This window comes from Alkalihalobacillus trypoxylicola (genome assembly GCF_001590785.1).
GTDB lineage: Bacteria > Bacillota > Bacilli > Bacillales > Bacillaceae_D > Alkalihalobacillus > Alkalihalobacillus trypoxylicola.
Genome location: NZ_LTAO01000003.1, coordinates 35,391 through 51,064, shown reverse-complemented (window position 1 = coordinate 51,064; position 15,674 = coordinate 35,391). Strand labels below are relative to the sequence as shown.

At 34.7% G+C, this 15,674-nt stretch carries 12 protein-coding genes; 3 read left to right on the top strand and 9 right to left on the bottom strand.

The window, feature by feature from the left end; translation table 11 throughout:
- Nucleotides 1-33 precede the first annotated feature (33 nt).
- From AZF04_RS03800 to AZF04_RS03785, 4 genes are all read right to left on the bottom strand, one after another.
- Nucleotides 34-1,341 (bottom strand): lysine N(6)-hydroxylase/L-ornithine N(5)-oxygenase family protein, encoded by a 1,308-nt coding sequence (locus tag AZF04_RS03800; RefSeq protein ID WP_061947631.1) that lies wholly within the window; start codon nucleotides 1,339-1,341, stop codon nucleotides 34-36.
- A gap of 402 nt (nucleotides 1,342-1,743) precedes the next feature.
- Nucleotides 1,744-2,772, bottom strand: coding sequence for a spore photoproduct lyase (splB, locus tag AZF04_RS03795; RefSeq protein WP_045478038.1), 1,029 nt, complete (start codon nucleotides 2,770-2,772; stop codon nucleotides 1,744-1,746).
- Nucleotides 2,769-3,023 carry a transcriptional regulator SplA domain-containing protein gene (locus AZF04_RS03790; RefSeq protein ID WP_045478035.1) on the bottom strand — a complete coding sequence of 85 codons (255 nt, stop codon included), beginning with the start codon at nucleotides 3,021-3,023 and terminating at the stop codon, nucleotides 2,769-2,771. The genes splB and AZF04_RS03790 overlap by 4 nt, the downstream gene beginning before the upstream one ends.
- 368 nt (nucleotides 3,024-3,391) lie before the next feature.
- A complete protein-coding gene (locus tag AZF04_RS03785) occupies nucleotides 3,392-4,153 on the bottom strand; it encodes a YwaF family protein (protein ID WP_061947630.1) in 762 nt (253 codons plus the stop codon).
- A 227-nt stretch (nucleotides 4,154-4,380) separates the two neighbouring features.
- Between AZF04_RS03785 and AZF04_RS03780 the strand changes: the two genes are divergently transcribed.
- Complete coding sequence (locus AZF04_RS03780; RefSeq protein WP_061947629.1) at nucleotides 4,381-4,668, top strand: hypothetical protein; 288 nt, start codon at nucleotides 4,381-4,383, stop codon at nucleotides 4,666-4,668.
- 614 nt (nucleotides 4,669-5,282) lie between these two features.
- Nucleotides 5,283-6,965, top strand: a complete 1,683-nt coding sequence (locus AZF04_RS03775; protein ID WP_082795432.1) for a methyl-accepting chemotaxis protein — start codon at nucleotides 5,283-5,285, stop codon at nucleotides 6,963-6,965.
- Nucleotides 6,966-7,503: 538 nt separating this feature from the next.
- Here the strand turns inward: AZF04_RS03775 and AZF04_RS03765 are convergent.
- A complete protein-coding gene (locus tag AZF04_RS03765; protein ID WP_061947627.1) occupies nucleotides 7,504-8,460 on the bottom strand; it encodes a Gfo/Idh/MocA family protein in 957 nt (318 codons plus the stop codon).
- Nucleotides 8,460-9,479, bottom strand: a complete 1,020-nt coding sequence (locus AZF04_RS03760; RefSeq protein ID WP_061947626.1) for a Gfo/Idh/MocA family oxidoreductase — start codon at nucleotides 9,477-9,479, stop codon at nucleotides 8,460-8,462. Before AZF04_RS03760 ends, AZF04_RS03765 begins: the two co-directional genes overlap by 1 nt.
- An 851-nt stretch (nucleotides 9,480-10,330) precedes the next feature.
- Between AZF04_RS03760 and AZF04_RS03755 the strand changes: the two genes are divergently transcribed.
- Entirely contained in the window at nucleotides 10,331-11,164 is an 834-nt protein-coding gene (locus AZF04_RS03755) for a MurR/RpiR family transcriptional regulator (RefSeq protein ID WP_061947625.1), read from the top strand.
- Between the two features lie 362 nt (nucleotides 11,165-11,526).
- Here AZF04_RS03755 and AZF04_RS03750 read toward each other — a convergent pair whose 3' ends face one another.
- From AZF04_RS03750 to AZF04_RS03740, 3 genes are all read right to left on the bottom strand, one after another.
- Nucleotides 11,527-12,981, bottom strand: a complete 1,455-nt coding sequence (locus AZF04_RS03750; protein ID WP_061947624.1) for a carbon starvation CstA family protein — start codon at nucleotides 12,979-12,981, stop codon at nucleotides 11,527-11,529.
- Between the two features lie 170 nt (nucleotides 12,982-13,151).
- Nucleotides 13,152-13,892, bottom strand: coding sequence for a LytR/AlgR family response regulator transcription factor (locus tag AZF04_RS03745; protein WP_061947623.1), 741 nt, complete (start codon nucleotides 13,890-13,892; stop codon nucleotides 13,152-13,154).
- The gene (locus AZF04_RS03740) at nucleotides 13,889-15,646 is read right to left on the bottom strand and encodes a sensor histidine kinase (RefSeq protein WP_061947622.1); all 1,758 of its coding nucleotides are present in this window, start codon (nucleotides 15,644-15,646) and stop codon (nucleotides 13,889-13,891) included. The genes AZF04_RS03745 and AZF04_RS03740 overlap by 4 nt, the downstream gene beginning before the upstream one ends.
- Between the last annotated feature and the right edge of the window lie 28 nt (nucleotides 15,647-15,674).

Sequence of the window (15,674 nt, the reverse complement as noted above, 5' to 3'; positions counted from 1 at the left end):
TCGTTGGACTTATCATTATATTTCCTATGCTTATCAATTGGGAGAAAATTGTTGAAAGATCGTTCTCTTTGGAATTGGATAGATGCTCTTTCCAGCGAGCGTATTAATAATCATTTGATTTCTTAGGACAGAGAGACCTAAATTTGTAGCACTAGCGCCGTGAGAATGCTCAATATTAGTTAAGGTAAACATATGATTTTTACGTTTATCCTTAAATTCTATTCGATAATCATTAGAAACCTTAAACCTTTTTTCGTCTTCCCATATGATATCCTCTTTAAATTTTGATAACCAATCAGGAAGGTTGGGCTTATAGCCTGTTGCCAAGATTACCCGATCGGTTTCCTCTGTGAAGCTTTGTCCTTCCTGCCACTGGTTACATGTTAATTGAAGAGGTAATTCTTCTCCTTCTGTTACACCATTAACCTCTGTGGCTGGTTGTATTTTCACAGGTAATTGTTCGTTAATGGAACGGTTATATAAGAGATCGTAGATGTTACGAAGTATTTTAGGGTCTACGCCATTTCTAAGCGAGTTTAAATCCTCTAAAGCGTCCTTTCTTTGCTGAAAGGATAATTGATGAAAATAATCTACATAGTCAGGAGAAAAAACTTCTTTCCCTATTTTGGCTTCTTCCTTCTGAAAGATACCAGCAGATCTTGTATACCAAGTCAGTTTATATTCGTGATTATTTTGCTTTCTTAGTAAATCTAAAAATACCTCAGCTGCACTTTGTCCTGAGCCAACGAGAGTAATGGCTTTTCCTCTCTTTAATTCTTCTTCATGATATAAATATTGACTTGTATGAATGACATGTTCTTCTTTAAAAGGTTTAAAATCCTTAGGAATGAACGGAATACTGCCAGTCCCTATTACAATGTGCTTGCTAAAATAAGTTTCTTCTACATTTGACTTCCCATTTTTTACGACTACTTGATAGTAAGAGTTTGGTTTTGAAGAAATTTCTTCTACATCAACCACTCTATAGTCAAAGAAGCAATGATTGAGTTGGGAAGCTACCCATTTGCAATATTCATTATATTCTTCACGTGGAATATCAAAAGAATTAAAAAAGTAAAACGGATATAGACGATTTTGTGTATGTAAGTAATTAAGAAACGAATAGGGACTTGTAGGATTAGCAAAGGTGACTAAATCGGCTAAAAAAGGTGTTTGTAAATCCATACCCTCAATAAGCATTCCCGGATGCCAATTGAATTCTTGCTTTTGTTCAAAAAAGAGCGTTTCGTACTCTTCTAAAGGATCTATTAATGCAGCTAGGCTTAAATTAAATGGCCCAATTCCTATTCCAATGAGATCGTAAATTTTTGGCTCTTCCATAAGTATCCTCCTACATTCTAAGTAAAATGAATACTCTTATTTTCCCTAATAAATGTATAGTTAAACGAATAAAGCCCATTTTTGAATCTGTTAAATAAGCCATTAAAAAATGTAAGAGAATAAAAGAATTATGGATGGAAATTATTGTTTTTTTTAGATGTAGGCAGGAACAAAAATGTTTTAAATAGCTCAAGTAGCGATTATAGAATAGTGTGATACGAAAAGGTCCCCTTTTCATCAAGAAAGGGGGCCAATTGGAATTCAAAATTCATGAAAGTGACATCTAGCAGACAAAGACACAAAGACTCTAGATAAGTGGCAAAGCCAAATATGTTTTAAAAAAATTAGTTCGTCTCTAACCGGATGCTACCATGAGAGCTTCCTTACACTCTATCGTATTTCTTACGTAAAATATTCAAGCTTTGCATCAGGAAAATACTTTTCCATATATCCATAAAGATGAGTTTTTAAATCTTCTTCCTCTTCTTTTTGATAAATATATTTTCCAATCCCATATTTCCCCCATTTGTATCTTCTTTTTTCCTCATCTAATTCTAATTTAGTCATAGGATAATTTTTTTCAATCACCCTTTTTGCCGGTTTTGTGAAGCGGTGCTGGATAAATTCGAAGGTTAAGTCTTTTTTTGCTTCTTCGGGAAGCTCTTCATTTAATTTTTCAAACATATGAAGATATCCTTCTTTCCAGCCTTCATGCAAATAAATGGGTGCAACTATAAAGCCTAGTGGGTACCCCGCTCGTGCTACTTTTCCAGCTGCTTCAATACGTTTTTCTAAAGGAGATGTTCCAGGCTCAAAATTTCTAATGACATAGTCCGCATTTACACTAAATCGAAATCTAGTTCTGCCATTATGCTCTGCATCTAATAAATGATCCACATGATGAAATTTTGTGACGAATCTTAATTTACCAAACTCAGATTTTCCGAAATGCTCAATCGCTCTTTTTAAAGTATGTGTTAAGTGATCGATCCCTACAATATCGGATGTACAGGATGCTTCAAACCGAGTCATTTCTGGAGCTCGCTCTAGCATATATTGATCGGCTGCCCCTAAAATTTCATCTACATTTACATATGTACGAATATAAGGCTTACTGCCCATCGTAGTTTGTAAATAACAATAATGACAATGTCCCATACAGCCAGTAGCAAATGGAATGGCATATTCAGCAGAAGGCTTTGAAGTATCGAATTTCAAAGTCTTACGGATACCGACCACAAGGGTAGATTTTGCTACGCGATATCGCTGGAAATCATTATCACCAGGAAGGTTTCGTACTTGATTATGAGAAGTTGTCGTACGGATTTCAACATCCTGTTGTTTAAATTTTTCTAATAATTGTTGACCAAGTGGATATTCTAATGCACCAGGTTCAAAGTAAACTAGTTTTGGGTTAAATGGCTTTTTCATTCTAAATTTCCCTCGGAAATATCACCATAATAATATTCATAGGCATGATTAGCTTCTTCCTCCGATGTATAAATGGCTAACTCATCAGTTAAAGAGTAATAAGTTTCGTAAAGAAATAAAGCAAGTTGGTCAGGTTGCTCAGGATGATTGACAACAGCCGCTGCCTGTACATTCGCTACATCCTGAGTATGGGGATTACGATATAACACATAGACAATATCCCCTGCATGATATGATGGGTGACTGTTCATATTTTCCCCTTCCTTTCTTATCAGAATTTTATTCACTATTATTTTGTCTTCCAGTTAACAAATCATGCTACCTGTTTATGGAAAACTAAGAAAGAGACTAAGTTTAGTCGGGAGAATCAACGACGAATATTCTATTTACATATTTCGTTTAAGAGTAGTGTGAGGAAGGGACAAAACCTTTTTTTATAATTAAATGTATGATAAATGGTGTATAACGGGTGTATATACAAAAAAAGGACCTTTCTTCTTTTTATTAGAAGGAAGATCCTGATACATTTGAATACTTACTCTAAAATACGTTACCTATCGGATGATGAGGGGAGTTTATCGTGCGTTAAAGTTGGAGTACTTTATAACTATTGGGTTTCTCATTCGTGCATGTAATTATTGCCTTTTCGATTATGATGATGTCCTTTTCTAAAAAGAAGCTGATACAGTCCATACATGAAGACAAAAAGAATGAGAGAGACAAGTTGTAAAACTAAAATATAATAAGGCCATGGCCCAAACCAATCGAATGGTGAAGGACCTGCTGGTTTTCTCATCAAATATAAGTAATTACCATCCGTTATGAAATTTACAAGGAAAATGAGAGCAGCATAGAGGTTTGTGTATAACCACACTGTCATAACCGAGCTAAAAGTTAACATCGTCTTTTTAACAGCAATCATATAAATGGATGCAATAATGACGATTGCATGTGAAAGGAAAAAATGAAAAAAACGAAAATGCGGGTAACCAAAGTTCCCAACATCGGGTGTAATGAGAGTTAAAAAAGCACTACTAACACCTGCAAAGAAGGTAATTTCAATCAACCTTTTATGACCTGTAATGAGCATAAAAATACATGTAATGAGGGTGATGCTACTAAGGTGTAACGGCAAGGCGAATTGAACAGACCAAGCATCGTTTACTATATACCATATATGGTAAGAGGCCTCAAGGAAAATGAGACATGCAGCTAAAGTATATCGAATATTACGATCGAGCTTAGGAGAGTTTCTAAACGTTTCGCGAGCGAGAATGAAGTACAGACAAGCGATTATTAACAAAGTAAGAACGGACAAATGTGCAGCTCCAAACATAGTAAAGTCGGGACCGTTATGCTTATATGAGAACCACCAAGGCATAGTACATCTCCTTAAAGTCATAATTTTTCATTAGAAAATAGAAGCTAATTAATAAGGTTTTAGAACTCTGATATTGAATATGTATAATAAAGGGAGTTTCATCCGTCATTCTAAGGGTAAAATTGGTAAATAAAGCATCTTTTATGGTACCTTTAAATAGACCTAACTAAAAGGATTTTTTTGAAATCATTAACCCTATTATATCAATATTGTACTCGGAGGTAAGCATGAATAATAAGTTATTTACTTTCGTCTCACTGTTATTTGCTGGATTATCCATTATTATTTTATTTTTGCTGCCCAATTTATATAGCTTTTATCATGTAGATTTTTTTATTGGTTTTAAAGTGGGTAATTTTTTTGTGTTTAGTCCTTTTTTCTTGGCTTTAATTGGACTATTTTTTAGTTTTTTTAGCTCTAAACAAGCTGTTTTTTCTATGCTAATGCTAAATATCAGCTTAATGCTAGTTTCTAGTGTTCCTTATGTGATGGCGTTAAGCTTTAACAGTCCTTAAATTTCTTCTAAATCGTTTATAAATGATTCAATTTCATCCTTCTACCTTATAAGGAAAACCGAGCGATTAGTTTTTTGATTTTCACATTAGGTAGATGCTTTCCCAAGGGCTTGTCTTCAGCTAACTCCGACTACGCAAAGCTTCGTCAGAGTGGATCTTCACACTGCGCTGATCCTTTGGGAGTCACTACCTACCATTACAATCAACGAGTTAATTCGCAAATATTCAATACTTTTTTAAAATGAATGGTCGATTTTATTCACTTAAACCCAATATCATCATTCATATCTTATAATGAAAACCGAGCGATTAGTTTTTTGATTTTCACATTAGGTAGATGCTTTCCCAAGGGCTTGTCTTCAGCTAACTCCGACTACGCAAGGCTTCGTCAGAGCGGATTTTCAAACGGCGCTCATCCTTTGAGAGTCATTACCTACCATTACAATCAACAAGTTAATTAACAAGCATACAATACATTTTCATCAGGGATCCTATTGCGTTATATTGCGTCTCCTTTACAATTCTCCACAGAAATTTAAATAATCTTTACATCTATTTCATATTCATATTATAGAATAGTCTTGGGTCTAAAGTATTATTAGGGGGTTGTGAAGGTGAAAGATTCTAAACTTAGAAGGATTTTTCAAATTAAATGGGGGACTAGACTATTTTTGCTTTTTATCTCATTGTTCGTTGTTGTAATGACGATTATTGGCTTTACGACTTATACGAAAACGAAGGAGATGGCTTACGATTTCACTAAAAATCGTTTAGAAAGAGAAGCTGACATGATGCAATATATTGCTGAAAACTTGAAATTTGTTTATGTTAGTGATGAAGAATATTTCATGCAGCAGCTTGAGGGAAATGTCAGACTACAAAAGGAAAAACTACATGAAGAAGGCTTAGCTGCCGAGTTTTTCTACTTGAGAGATCAGCAGCTTATCCCGTTTAAAGTAAGTGAAAACTCAATTTCTTTCAATGAAGAATTATGGAATGAGGACACTACTAATGAGCAAGGAGTATTTGAAAAGAATATAGATGGCATTGATTACACAATCGTCATTACAAATATGAAAGAAATTAATGGGCAATACGGAATTATCCTACCGACGGATTCCTATTTACAAACGGTAAATCAAATGGCTATATTGACAATTATTATTACTGTTTTGAGTATGATCCTTACTGCCGTGATTGTGTATTTCCTCGTACAATCGATTACAAAGCCAGTTCATACTTTAAGAAGTGCTATGAAAAATGCTCGTGAAGGAAAGCTTTTTAGAGTGGACTCGGTAAAAACTAAAATTCCAGAAATGCAATCTTTGTTTAAAAGTTATAATGAAATGATTTCTCAAATGAAAAAGATGATTGAAGAATTACAAGGAACAATCTATGAGCTAGAAAAGGAAGGAGCACAGCTGAAAAATTCATCAAGTAAAGCTTTAATATCTAGTGAGCAATTATTAGAAGCGATTTTAATGGTCAAAAGCGGTGCTGAAAAAACAGCTGATGATTCTGAAAAAAACACGGTTACATTTAAAGAAGTGAGCAAACAAATGGATTCGGTTTTGTTCGAAATGGATAAGGCTCATCATAGCTCTGAAAGTATGACAGAATCAGGAGAAAAAGGCCAACAACATTTACAAAAGCTCAGTGCGGGTATTCATCAATTTAATGATAATTTTAAACATCTTTCACAAATTATAAAGAGTGTAGCGGAAGATTCTAATGCTCTTACCCAATTAATTGATTTAGTTAACAATCTAGCTGAACAAACTAAAATTCTTGCCTTAAATGCTTCTATAGAAGCAGCAAGAGCGGGGGAGCATGGGAAAGGTTTTGCTGTTGTCGCACAAGAAGTAAAAAGATTAGCTGAGCAATCAGGACATGCTACGAATAAAATGAATGAAACCATTACAAATATCAAAGAAAGCTCCTCATACTCTGTTCAATCGTTTCAATCGCGTTTTGGAGAATTAAAAGAACAATTATCTATTACGGATAGTACAATGAATGTTATTCAACAGTTAATCGTGGAAACAAATCGTGTACATCAAAGTATTCGTGCTACTCAGAATAGTACGTCTGAAGTGAAGAAAACGCTGGAGAATTTTGCACATGCGACAGAGCAATTAACATCGATTTCACAAGAAACGCTGGCAAGTGCAGAGGAAATTATGACAATAAGTGAAGAGCAGGTAAGAGAAACCAAACAAACGAATCAAATAGGAAATCATTTAGAGAAACTATCACAATCACTATATTCAAAAATTGAAGCCTTTAGAATTAAATAATCATTTTTTGACGGGAAAAGCCTCTTGAACTTGGTGTTTTAGAGGGGGAATCTCCCCCTCTAAAGATTACTGAAGTCCACTATACATTTCTCCATAATCCTTTAATACATTGCCATGATTATTAGACTCATAGAAAGAAAATGAGTAAGCTACATAAACTTGATAACGTAAAAAAAGAAGAAAATATGACTATTTTTTTCCCGAAAATGGAGAAAGAAAGTACTGATAAACCTACGCCGATTAAAATGAATGGGATAAGTGGTGGAACTTCTCCGAAGATCATTTGAAATATAAGTGCAATCAATAAAATAATAAAAAAAGGAAGAAAGACTTGAAGTAATAACTTAAATTCTTCTTTAACAGTGTCAGGCATCTTGAACATCCCTCCTGTTATAATGATGATATAAATATGATAATGAGTGCTCTTCCTAATGTATTCAGTACTTCTTTCATTATGAATGACGAATTAGGTTTAGGCAAACGAATCATTTTTAAGTATAACCAAGTAATCATTAAGGAAAAGGAGGAGAATATCTTTTTAACCTTCAGCCTTAGCCTTCTCAACAACTTTTAATACATTCTCACTATGAATTAATCTTCTTTCTACTTCATCATAATTCTCTGTTTTTAGGAAAGAGGTAAATTGAATAAATTCATCATACATTCGATGTTTTAAACGATCTCCCTTCATATGAATCGTTTCTTTTTTAGGTTCTTTATACTCTAATGTTTGAATATCGTTAGCAGAGTTTGGAATATATAAACTAGCATTTTCTCCTTGGATTTGAAGAAAGGAAGTGGCGTGGCTATCCTTTGAGCCGATACACACACTTTTAAATGTTCCATAATCCAAAACAAGTACACCAGCAGTGTCGATTTGATTCTCTATAATTGGAAAGTATTGAACATCCGAAGGAAGCCCGAAAAGACCGACTACAAAATGTATGTTATAAATATTAATATCCATTAATGCTCCACCAGATTTTTGAGGGTCAAAGACCGGATGAACATAACCATCTTTAAAATCTTGATACCTTGAGGAAAACTGCGAATAGTTACATTCAACAAGCTTGATTCTTCCTAGCTGAGGAAGGATATTTTTAAGTTGTAAATACATTTCTTGATATTGATTAGAAATGGCTTCAAATAGCATGAGATGACGCTCTTTAGAAATCCTAACTAGCTCTCTGAATTCCTCAAGGGAGGAAGTAAAAGGCTTTTCACAAATGACATGCTTTCCATTTAAAAGAGCTAATTTAGCATATTGATAATGAAGGTGATTGGGTAGACCAATATATACCGTATCAATTTTTTGACTAGATAGCATTTCTTCATAATTTGTAAAAGCATCTGGAATATGATGTTTATTTTGAAGAGCTTGAACCTTTTCTATTGAACGAGCAAAGAGACCTTTTACTTTTATATCAGGAATATCTTCAACTAATTTTAATACATCTTGTACAATCATACCTGAACCAGCTATCCCTAGATTCATCACAGACACCCCTTAATACCAGCTTCTAGTATTTCCATAGTGTGAATCGTTTCCTCGTCTTTTATTGACTTTTCCTTACCATGAAAAATCGATTGATAGAAATCATCATAAATTCGAGCATAATCTCCTTTTTCTGTTTGGACTTTCTCCTCATGAAAGCATCCTTCAGAATCTTGATAGGTTAACGTTCCGTAATGTTGAGGGAGATCGATACCAAAGTCATCATTTCCTTTAGGCATATAAAATAACTTTAAATGCTCTTCTTGTCTGTCCTCGGTTTCTTTAATGAACATCCCATTTGTTCCGTAAACGATAAATCGTGGCCTTGACTTTATTCTAAAAAAGCTCGACCGGACAGAAACTTTAAAAGAGGAGAAATGGAAATCTAAGTCAAAATAATCATTCATTCTTCCAGGACCTAATAACTGTCGCACATCATAATGAATAGTGTTAGGTTGACCAAAATAGGAAATCACTTGATCAATTGTATGAACTCCGTGACCGTATAAAAAACTATTAAACTTAGAAAAGGCTTGAATCCTTCGTGGGGTTTCGGGTCGATAATAATCATAATTCATCTCAACCTCTAGTATTTCACCTAATATCCCTGAATCGATCAACTTTTTGGTCGTGAGATAGTCTGAATCATATCTTCGATTTTGATAGCATTGAATGACTAAATTCTTTTCCTTGGCATAATTGAAGATTTTAACAGCCTCATCTTTTGTTAGCATGAAAGGCTTTTCTACTAAAACGTGCTTTCCATGATCTAGAGCCATTTTCGCAAATTGATAATGTGATTCAACGTTTGTACAAACGACAATGGCTTGAATAGTCGGATCTTTCATAACATCATCTAAATTATTGGTGTAGTTGACTCCTGGTATTTGTGTCCAAACTTTTTTGGTTAAGTCACGAGCATATATAGTTTTAACAAAGATATGATCTCTATTTAATGAGAAGGGAAGATGATAACGATTTGTACTTTTACCATTGCCGATATATCCAATTGTAAGCATGATGAAATCTCCTTTATTTTTTGATATGTTTTATTAAGTGAATTAATTTCATAATTGCTATCTTTTATTGAAAACTGCTCGATTAGATTTTGATTTCCACTTTAGGTAGATGCTTTCCCAAGGCTTGTCTTCAGCTAACTCTGACTACGCAGAGCTTCATCAGAGTGGATCTTCAGACTGCGCTTTTCCTTTGGGAGTCACTACCTACCGTTTCAATCAACAAGTGAATTAACAAACCATTCAATAAATTTTTTAATTTACTCATTCATATCTTATAATGAAAACCACTCGATTAGATTTTGATTTCCACTTTAGGGCTTGTCCTCAGCTAACTCTGACTACGCTGAGCTTCGTCAGAGTGGATCTTCAGACTGCGCTCATCCTTTGGGAGTCACTACCTACCGTTTCAATCAACAAGTGAATTAACAAACCATTCAATAAATTTTTTAATTTACTAACCCTTTTCATCATTCATATCTTATAATGAAAACCGCTCGATTAGATTTTGATTTCCACTTTAGGTAGATGCTTTCCCAAGGGCTTGTCTTCAGCTAACTCTGACTAGGCAGAGCTTCGTCAGAGTGGATCTTCAGACCGCGCTTTTCCTTTGGGAGTCACTACCTACCGTTACAATCAATAAGTGATTTCACAAAGATTCAAGATATCTTTTAATAAATGGTCGGCTTCGTTACCTTTATAAAGCAATTATGTAATTGACTCAAGTATAGTAGAAATGTTCTTCTAAATTGGAGATTAGGGCTATTATGGTATAATTTTTTAATGATGTAGGAAAATAAACGGTCATTCTTAAACATTTTTTTCAGTGAATTAGAAATGGAGGGCTGTGTTAGATGAAAGTATTAGACCAGTTAAAAGAAAAGAAGCAGTTTACTCCAAACGAGGTAAGTATTGCAGATTTTATTCTCTCACAAAAAGAACAAATGCTTTACCTGACCATACAGGAGCTTGCTAAACAAACATATACTTCACACTCTGCTATTGTTAGATTGACACAGAAGCTTGGTTTTATGGGATTCAAGGAATTTTCGATTGTTTTAGCTCAAGAATTAAATGAAGAAAAAAAGCCTCAAGGAAAAATAAATCCTAATTACCCTTTTAGTCAAAATGAATCACCCATTCAAATTGCTAATGAGATGTCTACTTTAATGAGCTATACGATTGAGAAAACTTGTGCCTATATGGAAAATGATCTATTAGAAAAGTGTGCTCATTTATTAAAAAACGCTGAAAGAATTTTTATTTATGCATGGGGCGATTCTCAAATAAGAGCTAAAAGCTTTCAAAATAAAATGCTAAAAATTAATCAGTATGTCGTCATAGCCACTGAATTATCTGAATGGTCCCATCATACTGTAAACCTTACAACAAAAGATTGTGCCATTTTCTTAACTTATCATGCGAACAAAAAGGAATTTATTAAAGCAGCTGAATATTTGGCAGGTAAAAAAATTCCTATTATAACGATAACGGCTTCTAGCAGTAGCTTATTAAGTGAAGTTAGTTCATTTACAATCTCTGTTCCCAATATAGAAGATAAATTCGCTAAAATCGGAACCTTTGCCTCCCAAATTTCCTTTGAATATGTTTTAAATACTATCTACTCATGTGTTTATAAGCTGGACTATGATCAGCATAAAATTCACACTCATGAAGGCTTAAAGTAAGAGTATCTAAAAGATAAAACGATTAGGAAGGAGGTTTTTTTATGGCAAAAACAGTCTAGGACAACTCGCATGAATGAAGAACTCCACAAATGTTAGGTGACCAGTTGGCTGCTCCCCCAAGATACTCCACGGTGTTGAACTACCTTTTTAAAAAAAGTAGAGTTTAGCTTTGCCACTTCATTAACCGCTAGATTTCGTCTTTTATAAAGAATCTACAAATCCAAAAGGACCCTCCTGCTTTTGATAAGAAGGAAGGTCCTTTTCGTACTTTGTGTATAACTTCATTACATAGCATTTCAAGTTTCGCTACATGAGCTATATAAAAACCATTTTTTGCTCAATCCTCGTTTATTGAGCTGATGTTAGGCTACATTAGAATCCCAATTGGAGACATCATCCTCAGTAGGGATTTTATTTTTACGATTCTTGTTGGCAAATAAGAAAAATAATACGGTTATGACAATAGTAAAGATGGCTCCAAAGACTAACGATACACTCATTGGCAATCCAAAACCGATAGAAGCATTGGCAATATAAGTAGCGACGGTCATCGACATAAACCAAGCAGGTACTATTGCAATCCAGTAGTTTCGTTTATTAATGAATAAAAACATCGCTCCGACCCATAATGCAATAACAGCGGTCGATTGATTGGCCCAATTAAAGTATTGCCAAAGCATTGAAAAATCAACGGTTGTTAAAATAATCGAAGTAACAAATAAAGGAGTGGCAATAAGCATACGATTTATAATTTTCTTTTGTGGTACCTTAATGTAATCAGCTATAATCATTCGCGCGCTTCTGAAAGCTGTGTCACCAGAAGTGATAGGTAATAGAATAACTCCAATCACAGCAATCGTACCAAAAACAGACCCTAATAATACGGTACTAATTTCATTCACAATCCCACCAGTTCCAATCGTATCGATTAATTCACTTAAAGTAATCGGGCCATCAAACAAGCTCATAGCCGCCGCCGCCCATATCATCGCAATAATTCCTTCAGCGATCATCGCACCATAGAAAATACGGCGTCCTTGACTTTCTTTTTGGGTGGTTCGAGAAATAATTGGTGATTGTGTAGCGTGAAATCCTGATAAAGCACCACAAGATATCGTTAGAAATAGTAATGGAAAAATAGCTGCTCCTGCAGGATGAGTATTTTCAAATGACATTTCAGGAATAGGAGCACCCTGAAGGACTAAAGCTCCTCCAACGCCAATCGTACTTACTAGTAGAATAGCTCCTAGATAAGGATAAACACTTCCTATAATTTTATTAATCGGTAGTATTGTAGCCAGTAAAAAATAAATAAATATTAATACGACAAAAATGATTACTGGAACGACTCCATTGGTTAAATCAAATAATAAATCTGCAGGAGAGGCAACAAACACTGTACCGACAAGTAATAATAACAAAATGGAAAAAGCATTTACAATGTGTTTCATCGCTTTTCCTAAAAAGCGACCAGCTAACTCAGGTAAATGAGCTCCTCCATTTCTAATTGATATCATACCGGTTAAATAATCATGTACGGCTCCAGCAAAGATCGCACCAAATACAATCCAGAGGAAAGCGACTGGGCCATATAGTGCGCCCATGATTGGTCCGAAAATGGGCCCAACACCAGCAATACTTATAAGCTGAATGAGTAGATTTCTATTTTTATGCATAGGTAAATAATCGACACCATCACCCTTGGAATAAGCGGGTGTTATTCGTTCTTCCTTAGGTTGAAATACTTTTTCAACAAAGGCTCCATAAGTAAAATAACCTATAATTAATAAAGCAATGGCGATTAAGAAAGTAATCATAGATTGAATCCTCCTAAAGTTTCGTATGCGTTTTCATAACATCATTTTACAAGAAAGTAATGATCTTGTGAGAGGATTTAAGTTAAGATGTAAAATTAAGAAGTTAACATGTTAAAAAAGCTAACTAACCTGTTAAATGAACACTTAACACGCATTTAGGAGGAGTAAATTTAGAGTTCAATTTGAGCTCTTAAGGGCTTAACATAATTTCTACTGACGGGAATCTCCTCTTCACATCCTTGGAGAGAGAGAATATAGGCACCGTTAAACCAAGCTTTCATTTCTGTTATATAGTGGGTATTAACTAAATAACTTTTATGAACACGGAAGAACGAAAAGGCAAGTAATCTAGACTCTAATTCTTTTAAAGTCATTTTAATTTCAAAGGTACCCTTTGCGGATACTATTTTTGTGTTTTTACCATCACGGTATACATATAAAATTTGCTCAGGCTCTATGAATAGAATAGAGCCTTCATTTTCGACTGCAAGCTTGCTGTTATTTGTATACTCAGTTGGTTCATTTATCATAGATTTTCCTCGTAATTCAAGTAAATGAGTGACCGTTTCAGCTAGCTGATCTTCATCGATTGGTTTTAATAAATAGCCTTTAGCTTGTACCTGAAAAGCTTCGATAGCAAATTGTGGGTAGGCAGTTGCAAAGATTATAAAAGGAGGCTGTTTCATTTCTTTGATAACAGCTGCCACTTCTGTTCCAGACATTCCGGGCATTTCAATATCTAAAAAAAGGACATCAGGCTTTAATTCAATCATTTTAGCAACAGCCTCCTGTCCTGTAGAAGCTTGGCCAATGACCTCAATCTGAGAATGAGACTTTAATAAATAGATTAACTCTTCTCGGCTATATTTTTCATCATCGACAATTAGAGCGCGCATGGTAGATGTTATCATGTCAGACTCTCCTCTTGAATGTTTTTTGGAATTTTGAATGAAATACTTGTACCTTTTCCGACTTTCGAATGAATTTGTAAGCCTGAATCATCTCCGAATTTCATCTGTAATCTTTTATTAATATTATAAAGTCCAATGCCTGTTCCCGTTTTTGAAGGAGATACTTTTTGACCTAGCCAATTCATTTCCTCTGAATCAAATCCAATTCCATTATCCGTAACAGACAAAACGACATCTTGCTCCTTTTCTTTAATGGAAATTTCTAATTGACAATGCATATCTTGATTTTTAAAAGCATGCTTAATGGCATTTTCTACGATTGGTTGAAGTGTTAATGGTGGTATCGATGTTTCAAGACATTTGGAATCGATCTGATAAGAGATATGAAATCTCCCTTCAAAACGGGTTTCCTCAATTGATAAGTAAGATTGTATATGCTTTAATTCATCCTCGACCGAGTGTAAAACAGTTGTGGTAGTAGCAGAAACATTTTGTCTAAGAAATTGCGATAATGCATGGAGAAGCTTTCGTGCTTTATTAGGATCCATCCGAATTAAAGAAATAACAGTGTTTAAAGTATTAAAGAGAAAATGAGGACTGATTTGAGCTTGTAATGCATTAATTTCAGCCTCTTTTGCTAGCTGATACGATTTTTCTGCTGCTGCTAATTCTAGTTGGCTACTTAACAGGCTCGTAAGACCTGCTAGCATTTCCTTTTCAAGCTCAGTAATTTCCTTTTCAGAGTGGAAATAAAATTTTAACGTACCCATGACTTCATTACGAATCAACAATGGTGCAATAACAGCTGCTCCTAAAGGACAATCTTGCTTATTACAATGGATGCTTTTATCATTAGCTATCACCATTTCTTTTCTTTTAATAACTTCCCAGGTTATTTGAGTTTGAATAGGTAAATCTGCTTTATGATGGTCACTTGCTAAACCTATGTGAGCTAATATTCTTCTCTGATCGGTTATGGCGACTCCAGCTACATTCAATTCTTTAAAAAGGATCGAGCATACTTCCTGTGCCGATCTAGAATGTAATCCTTCCTTCAGAAAAGTTAAGGTTTTTTGGGCAATTCGTAAACTTTTTTGAGTTTGAACCGCTCTAATATGTTGCTCACCTTTTTCGACAGTTTTAATGATTAACAAAAACAGGACACAACCAAAACCATTGGCTAAAATCATCGGAACTCCAATCGTTTGAACTAATGCAATTGCTTGATCGGTAGGGCGTGCCACTAGAAGGATCAATCCCATTTGAACGGTTTCAGCAATCGCACCTAAAAAAAAGATATGCTTAGGCTGAGTCGATGCCGAAGGATTTCGCTTTGCATAAGCGGCAGCTAGAATACCTGCAACAATCGTAGCGACTCCACATGCAATGCCGGTGAAACCACCTAAGAGCATTCGGTGAACCCCTGCAATCACTCCTGCACCAATCCCCACCTTATAGCCACCAAATAAACCTGCTAAAACAATACCGATAACACGGAAATTAGCAATAGCTTCTTCTTCTGAAAGGCTAGTAACAAATCGATTAAGTTCAAGTGCTTCTGAATGAAAGGTAACCCCTGAATAAGTACCAATAATGCCAAAAATACTAAAAAATAAAATCGCTATATATTTTTGTTTTGTCGTTAACTGATAGGATGACACCATGTTTCGGAAAAAACGTAATCGAGTCGCGATAAAAGCCAGCATGACAATTAATCCAAGACGTTCGATCATAAGAATAAACAATTCAACCATCATGATCACCTATTTTCTTTGATGCTTT

Bases quoted from the DNA above. Each gene is read 5' to 3' on its own strand.
- AZF04_RS03800 (WP_061947631.1), bottom strand. From the start codon at position 1,341: ATGGAAGAGCCAAAAATTTACGATCTCATTGGAATAGGAATTGGGCCA.
- splB (WP_045478038.1), bottom strand. From the start codon at position 2,772: ATGAAAAAGCCATTTAACCCAAAACTAGTTTACTTTGAACCTGGTGCA.
- AZF04_RS03790 (WP_045478035.1), bottom strand. From the start codon at position 3,023: ATGAACAGTCACCCATCATATCATGCAGGGGATATTGTCTATGTGTTA.
- AZF04_RS03785 (WP_061947630.1), bottom strand. From the start codon at position 4,153: ATGCCTTGGTGGTTCTCATATAAGCATAACGGTCCCGACTTTACTATG.
- AZF04_RS03780 (WP_061947629.1), top strand. From the start codon at position 4,381: ATGAATAATAAGTTATTTACTTTCGTCTCACTGTTATTTGCTGGATTA.
- AZF04_RS03765 (WP_061947627.1), bottom strand. From the start codon at position 8,460: ATGAATCTAGGGATAGCTGGTTCAGGTATGATTGTACAAGATGTATTA.
- AZF04_RS03760 (WP_061947626.1), bottom strand. From the start codon at position 9,479: ATGCTTACAATTGGATATATCGGCAATGGTAAAAGTACAAATCGTTAT.
- AZF04_RS03755 (WP_061947625.1), top strand. From the start codon at position 10,331: ATGAAAGTATTAGACCAGTTAAAAGAAAAGAAGCAGTTTACTCCAAAC.
- AZF04_RS03750 (WP_061947624.1), bottom strand. From the start codon at position 12,981: ATGATTACTTTCTTAATCGCCATTGCTTTATTAATTATAGGTTATTTT.
- AZF04_RS03745 (WP_061947623.1), bottom strand. From the start codon at position 13,892: ATGATAACATCTACCATGCGCGCTCTAATTGTCGATGATGAAAAATAT.
- AZF04_RS03740 (WP_061947622.1), bottom strand. From the start codon at position 15,646: ATGGTTGAATTGTTTATTCTTATGATCGAACGTCTTGGATTAATTGTC.